This is a genomic window from Dokdonella sp., assembly GCF_036518555.1.
Lineage (GTDB): Bacteria > Pseudomonadota > Gammaproteobacteria > Xanthomonadales > Rhodanobacteraceae > Dokdonella_A.
In genome coordinates this window covers 1-5,676 of the sequence record NZ_DATDMY010000136.1, presented here as the reverse complement: position 1 = coordinate 5,676, position 5,676 = coordinate 1, and the positions used below count along the sequence as shown (strand labels likewise).

The following is a 5,676-nucleotide window of genomic DNA, read 5'->3' as shown; positions in this document are numbered from 1 at the left end:
CGGGATCGAAGGATTGGCGGTGATGCTCGGCGGCCCAAAGCCGCCGCGCCTGCTTGTTGGCGAGAGCGACAGCGGCCTTGTTGTGGCCGATCCGTTCGGAGAGCGCGAGCGCCCAGGTGCGGGTTCGATCGAGCGGTTGCTGCTTCTTCGCGGCGACCTTCGCGCTGCGCAGCACGGTGCGTGCACCGTGGACGAGCAGCATGCGCAGGTAGACGTCGCCGCGCTTGGTGACGCGTCCGAGCCGGCGCGTGCTGCCGCTGGAGTGCTCGCGCGGGGTCAGTCCGAGCGAGCTGGCGAAATGACGTCCGGACGGGAAGCGGTCGAACTCGCCCACGGAGGCGCTGAGCGCGGTCGCGGTGATCATGCCGATGCCCCCGGCGCGCTGAAGCCGCTGGCGATCGGCATGTCGGCGAAGGCGAGTTCGAACACGTCCTTGGCGAGGTCGATGGCGACGGTGGAAATGGCGACATTGGTCGGCGTAGCATGCATGGCGGACTCCTCTCGCGATCCCGTGTCCGGATCATCATGATCCGCCTGGCTCTCATCGAAGCCGTGTGGCGACACGAGGGGAGTCCATTCGATCATTCAAGGCGACGCCGCATCGCGGCGCGGCTCAACTCAGGTGTCAGGCTGCACAGAGCGGGCACCCCCGCAAGGATTTGAAAAGACCATGCAGGTATCTCGCGGATTGCTGCTTGTCGGACGGCTGACAATTTGTGCGCTCGCTGGCCTGCTGGTTTTCTACCACGCATACACTCTCTACGATCTGTATCTTGGCTCCGGTACGGATATCTACGATGTTGGTAATGCCAATACGCATGACCTATATCGGCACATACAATCCATCCTTCGTGTCCTTATCATCAGCAGCTTGGTTCTAGTGGTCCTGAATAAACGACCCGCCCTGTATGGTATGTGGATTGCCATCGCCAGTCTGGTGGCAACGCACTATTGGGCGTATTTCTTTGACCTTCCATTCCGTTTCCTACAAGGCACGCATCCGCTTTCATATCTGAAGGGGTTCATTATCCCGACGGTAATTACTCTTCTGTTCTTGGCTACCCATTCTCACGGTGCTTCCGACAAACGCGCGGCCTAACGATTCATGCTGGCCGACGCTGCCTCGCGGCGCGGCTTGACCCCGGTGTTCAGCCCGCTCAGGCGCCATCATGGGCAATCGCAAGTCTCCTTCCGCAGGTTCCGTTGCCGACTACATTGCCGGCCTTCCCGTGCCGCTGCGTGAGGACGTCGAGGCGTTGCGCTGCGCGATCCTTGCGTCAGTCGACAGCATTGGCGAAGAGATCAAATGGAACGCCCCCAGCTTCTATTCTGGCGAGCACTTCGCCACCATGCGCCTGAACGGCAAGGTCCCGCTTCAGCTCATCCTGCACCTCGGTGTCAAGAAGAGCGCTATAGCCCGGGATTCGATTGAGGATCCGGAAGGCCTGTTGCAGTGGCTGGGGCCGGACCGGGCTTGCATCAGCTTCCTGAGCCGCGGCTCGGTTGCAGCGCGTGTTGCCGCCGTACAGCACATCGTGCGCCAGTGGGTGCGCCATGTGCCGGCCCGGGTCGCGGACTGACTATTCGTGCATGGACTCCCTTGCAAGTGACCGAGTGAGTTCGCGGGGCGAGCAGCAGGTGCTCGGGCCATGATGGAATCCGCCGGGACGTAGCCACGCGTTCCATCGGCCATCGCGGGCCAGACGTGTTATCGGCGTGCTCGTCCCGGCGTCCGACGCGTTTGCCATCGGCGTTTCGCCCGGTGCAGCGTGCGGTGGGAACTGCGTGGATCGTCGGCGCGACGAACGCGCTGACGTGGTCGGGATCGAATTATTGACGGTGGAGCTCGCCGGCCCACAGCCGCCGTGCCCGCTTGTGGCGGCAGTGGCGGCGATGCCGCTGCGTGACCGATCGCGGGCTGCGCTAAGCTGCGCCCCGATACCATGGCGCGCATCCTCACCATCGAAGACGACGCGGTCACCGCGCGCGAGATCGCCGCGGAGCTGCAGGCCGCCGGCAACGAGGTCGACTGCGTCGGCGATGGCCGCGCGGGGTTCGAGCGCGCGCTCGCGGGCGGGTACGACGCGATCACGCTCGATCGCATGCTGCCGGGCATGGACGGACTCGAGCTCGTGTCGGAACTTCGTCGCGCGGGCGTCGACACGCCAGTCCTCATGATCAGTGCGCTCAGCGACGTCGACGCGCGCGTGCGCGGCCTGCGCGCGGGCGGCGACGATTACCTGACCAAGCCGTTCGCGCCGGAGGAGATGGCTGCGCGCATCGAGGTGCTGCTGCGCCGTGGCGCGGGCGTACGCGAGACGACACTGCGCGTCGGCGACCTCGAGCTCGACCTCATCGCGCGCACCGCGCGCCGCGGCGGCACCGCGCTCGATCTGCTGCCGCTCGAATTCCGCCTGCTCGAGTACCTCATGCGCCATGCGGGTCAGGTGCTCACGCGCACGATGATCTTCGAGGCGGTGTGGGGCTACCACTTCGATCCGGGCACGAACGTCATCGACGTGCACATCGGCCGGCTGCGCCGCAAGGTCGACGGCAACGGCTTCGCGTCGCTGATCCACACCGTGCGTGGCTGCGGCTACGCGATGCGCGCGCCATGAACGCGGGCGCGGCGTCGCCTCGGCAGGACGAGCTCAGCGGGCGCTGGCGTTCGAGCACGAAGCGCCTCCTGCTCGTCTACGGTGCGTTCTTCGTCGCATGGACGGTCGTTCTGATCGGCGCGATTCGCTGGCAGACCGCGAACTACCTCGACGGCATCGTCGACAGCATCCTCGAACAACGCCTGCGCTACCTGTCCTCGGTCGATCGCGCGCACCTGCCCGCGCTGCTCGCGGCGACGACGCAACTCGACCTGCGCGGACTCATGGCGTCGGGCCTGTTCGATGCACAGGGCCGCTATCTCGCCGGCGACATCGACCATCTGCCGAGCGGGCTCGCGATCGACGGCCGCGTGCATCCGCTGCCCGACGGCGTGCAGCGCATCAGCGGCGAACGCGCGGGACGCATGCACGCGGTCGCGCTACGGCTAGAGGACGGCAGCGTGATGCTGCTCGCGCGCGACTACCGCGTCGTCGACCAGGTCGGCGCGATCATCCGCAGCGGATTGCTATGGGCGCTCTCGCTCACGCTCGTACCCGGCCTGCTCGGTGGCTACCTGCTCAGTCGCGGCCCGCTGCGCCGCGTGCGCGCGATCGAGACGGCGATCCAGCCGGTCATGCGCGGCGACCTCGGCGCGCGCCTGCCGGTATCGGAGCGGCGCGACGAGCTCGACATGCTCGCGGCGATCGTCAACCGCATGCTCGAGCAGATCGAGCGCCTGCTCGGCGAGGTCAAGGGCGTGTCCGACAGCATCGCGCACGACCTGCGCACGCCGCTCACGCGCCTGCGCACGCAGCTGCATCGCGTGCAGCAGCTCGGCGGCGACGGCGATCCGCGCAACGACCTCGTCGAGCGCTGCATCGTCGAGGCCGACGCGTTGCTCGATCGCTTCCGTGCGCTGCTGCGCATCTCGGAGCTCGAGGACATCGGACGTCGCGCGGGCTTCGGCGTCGTCGACGTCGGCGAGACCGTGCGCCGCGTGCACGAGCTGTACGCCCCGCTCGCGGAGGAGAAGGACATCGCGTTCGCGCTCGAAGCGGACTCGCTGCCGCCGCTGCGCGCGGACGGCCACCTGCTGTTCGAGGCGATCGGCAATCTCGTCGACAATGCGATCAAGTTCGCGCCGCGCGGCGGCCGTGTCGTGCTGAGGGCGGCGACCGAAGGCGGGCGCGTCGCGATCGAGGTCAGCGACGACGGCCTCGGCATCCCGCCCGAGGAACGCGAGGCAGTGCTTCGGCGGTTCTATCGCAGCGCCGCGTCGGGCGCGGCGGAAGCGGCCGGGCACGGGCTCGGCCTTCCGCTCGTCGCGGCGATCGCGCGCCTGCACGGCTACGCATTCTCGATCGGCGACAACCCGCCGCGCGGCACGCGCATGCGCTTGTCGTGTTGACGACCACATAAGCCGGACGGCCACACGTCGGCCGGCGGCTCGCCGAGATGAGCCTCGCCGCTGCGAGCCCGTTTTTGTGGGAGCGGCGGCAGCCGCGATGCCTTTCCGCCTTCGGCCCTCATTGGGCCCCTCGAAAAACATCGCGGCTTCCGCCGCTCCCACAGGGCGGGCGTCAGCGGGTTTCGCGGGCCGTTGGCGCGCCGGCAACTTCGAACGTGCGCCCCTCAGCCTTCCAGCCCTCAGCCTCCAGCCTCCAGCCTCCAGCCCTCAACCCTCGCCTTACCCAACATGAAGAAAACTTCATGCGCGCGCAGCTTGGGAATGCGCGTCATGCACCGATAATGTGCGGCTGCAGCATCCATGGCCTTCCGCATGATCGGCATCGTCCGCGTCGCGCTCACGCGCCCGTACACCTTCGTCGTCCTCGCGCTGCTCATCCTCATCACCGGCGCGATAGCCGCGCTGCGCACGCCGGTCGACATCTTCCCGGACATCCGCATTCCGGTCATCGGCGTCGCCTGGCAGTACACGGGGCTGTCGCCGGACGAAATGTCGGGGCGCATCGTCACGCCCTACCAGCGCGTGCTGACGACGACGGTCAACGACATCGAGCACATCGAAGCCAACTCGTACAACGGTTTCGGCATCGTCAAGATCTACTTCCAGCCGAACGTCGACATCCGCACCGCGAACGCGCAGGTGACCGCGGTGTCGCAGACCGTGGTCAAGCAGATGCCGGCCGGCACCACGCCGCCGCTGATCCTCAACTACAGCGCGGCGACGGTGCCGATCATCCAGCTCGCGTTGTCGGGCCAGGGCCTGACCGAGCAGAACCTCGCCGACCTCGGCATGAACGCGATCCGCACGCGCCTCGTCACCGTGCCCGGCGCGGCGATCCCGTACCCGTTCGGCGGCAAGACGCGCCAGGTGCAGATCGACCTCGACCCGGCCGCGCTGCAGGCGCGGGGGCTGTCCGGGCAGGACGTCGCCAATGCGCTCGCCGCGCAGAACCTCATCACGCCGGTCGGCACGCAGAAGATCGGCGACTTCGAATACAACGTGCTGCTCAACAACGCGCCGAAGGACATCGACGCGCTCAACGACCTGCCGATCAAGGCGGTCAACGGCACGATGGTCACCATGCGCGACGTCGCGCACGCGCACGACGGCAACCCGCCGCAGACGAACATCGTGCACGTGAACGGCGGCCGCTCGGTGCTGATGTCGGTGCTCAAGAGCGGCGCGATCTCGACCCTCGCGATCATCTCGGGCATCAAGCAGAAGGTCGCGGAACTCGCGCCGAGCCTGCCCGAGGGCCTCAAGATCGCCCCGGTCGGCGACCAGTCGCTGTTCGTCAGCGCGGCGATCAGCGGCGTCGCCAAGGAAGGCGTGATCGCCGCGGTGCTGACGAGCCTGATGATCCTGCTGTTCCTCGGCAGCTGGCGCTCGACCGTGATCATCGCGATCTCGATCCCGCTGTCGGTGCTCGGCGCGATCGCGATGCTCGCGGCCGCGGGCGAGACGCTCAACATCATGACGCTCGGCGGCCTCGCGCTCGCGGTGGGCATCCTCGTCGACGACGCCACCGTGACGATCGAGAACATCAACTGGCACCTCGAGCACGGCAAGGACGTCGAGACCGCGATCCTCGACGGCGCCGCGCAGATCGT

General features: G+C 67.3%; 6 protein-coding genes and 1 pseudogene. 5 read left to right on the top strand and 2 right to left on the bottom strand.

The window, feature by feature from the left end; genetic code table 11:
• Both VI238_RS08485 and VI238_RS08480 read right to left on the bottom strand, forming a co-directional pair.
• Positions 1 to 394: pseudogene (locus VI238_RS08485) on the bottom strand (transposase); the annotation flags it as partial.
• The gene (locus tag VI238_RS08480) at positions 361 to 489 is read right to left on the bottom strand and encodes a hypothetical protein (RefSeq protein WP_331650401.1); all 129 of its coding nucleotides are present in this window, start codon (positions 487 to 489) and stop codon (positions 361 to 363) included. The pseudogene VI238_RS08485 and the gene VI238_RS08480, both read right to left, overlap by 34 nt.
• 181 nt (positions 490 to 670) lie before the next feature.
• Here VI238_RS08480 and VI238_RS08475 point away from each other — a divergent pair, with 181 nt between their 5' ends.
• From VI238_RS08475 to VI238_RS08455, 5 genes are all read left to right on the top strand, one after another.
• Positions 671 to 1,099: a hypothetical protein gene (locus VI238_RS08475; protein ID WP_331650400.1), complete on the top strand. Its 429-nt coding sequence runs from the start codon at positions 671 to 673 to the stop codon at positions 1,097 to 1,099.
• Positions 1,100 to 1,169: 70 nt separating this feature from the next.
• Positions 1,170 to 1,580, top strand: coding sequence for a DUF1801 domain-containing protein (locus VI238_RS08470; RefSeq protein ID WP_331650398.1), 411 nt, complete (start codon positions 1,170 to 1,172; stop codon positions 1,578 to 1,580).
• 363 nt (positions 1,581 to 1,943) lie between these two features.
• Positions 1,944 to 2,618, top strand: coding sequence for a response regulator transcription factor (locus VI238_RS08465; RefSeq protein WP_331650396.1), 675 nt, complete (start codon positions 1,944 to 1,946; stop codon positions 2,616 to 2,618).
• Positions 2,615 to 4,006, top strand: coding sequence for a HAMP domain-containing sensor histidine kinase (locus tag VI238_RS08460; protein WP_331650394.1), 1,392 nt, complete (start codon positions 2,615 to 2,617; stop codon positions 4,004 to 4,006). Before VI238_RS08465 ends, VI238_RS08460 begins: the two co-directional genes overlap by 4 nt.
• Positions 4,007 to 4,378: 372 nt before the next feature.
• A partial coding sequence (locus VI238_RS08455; protein WP_331650392.1) for an efflux RND transporter permease subunit occupies positions 4,379 to 5,676 on the top strand: 1,298 nt, incomplete at its 3' end.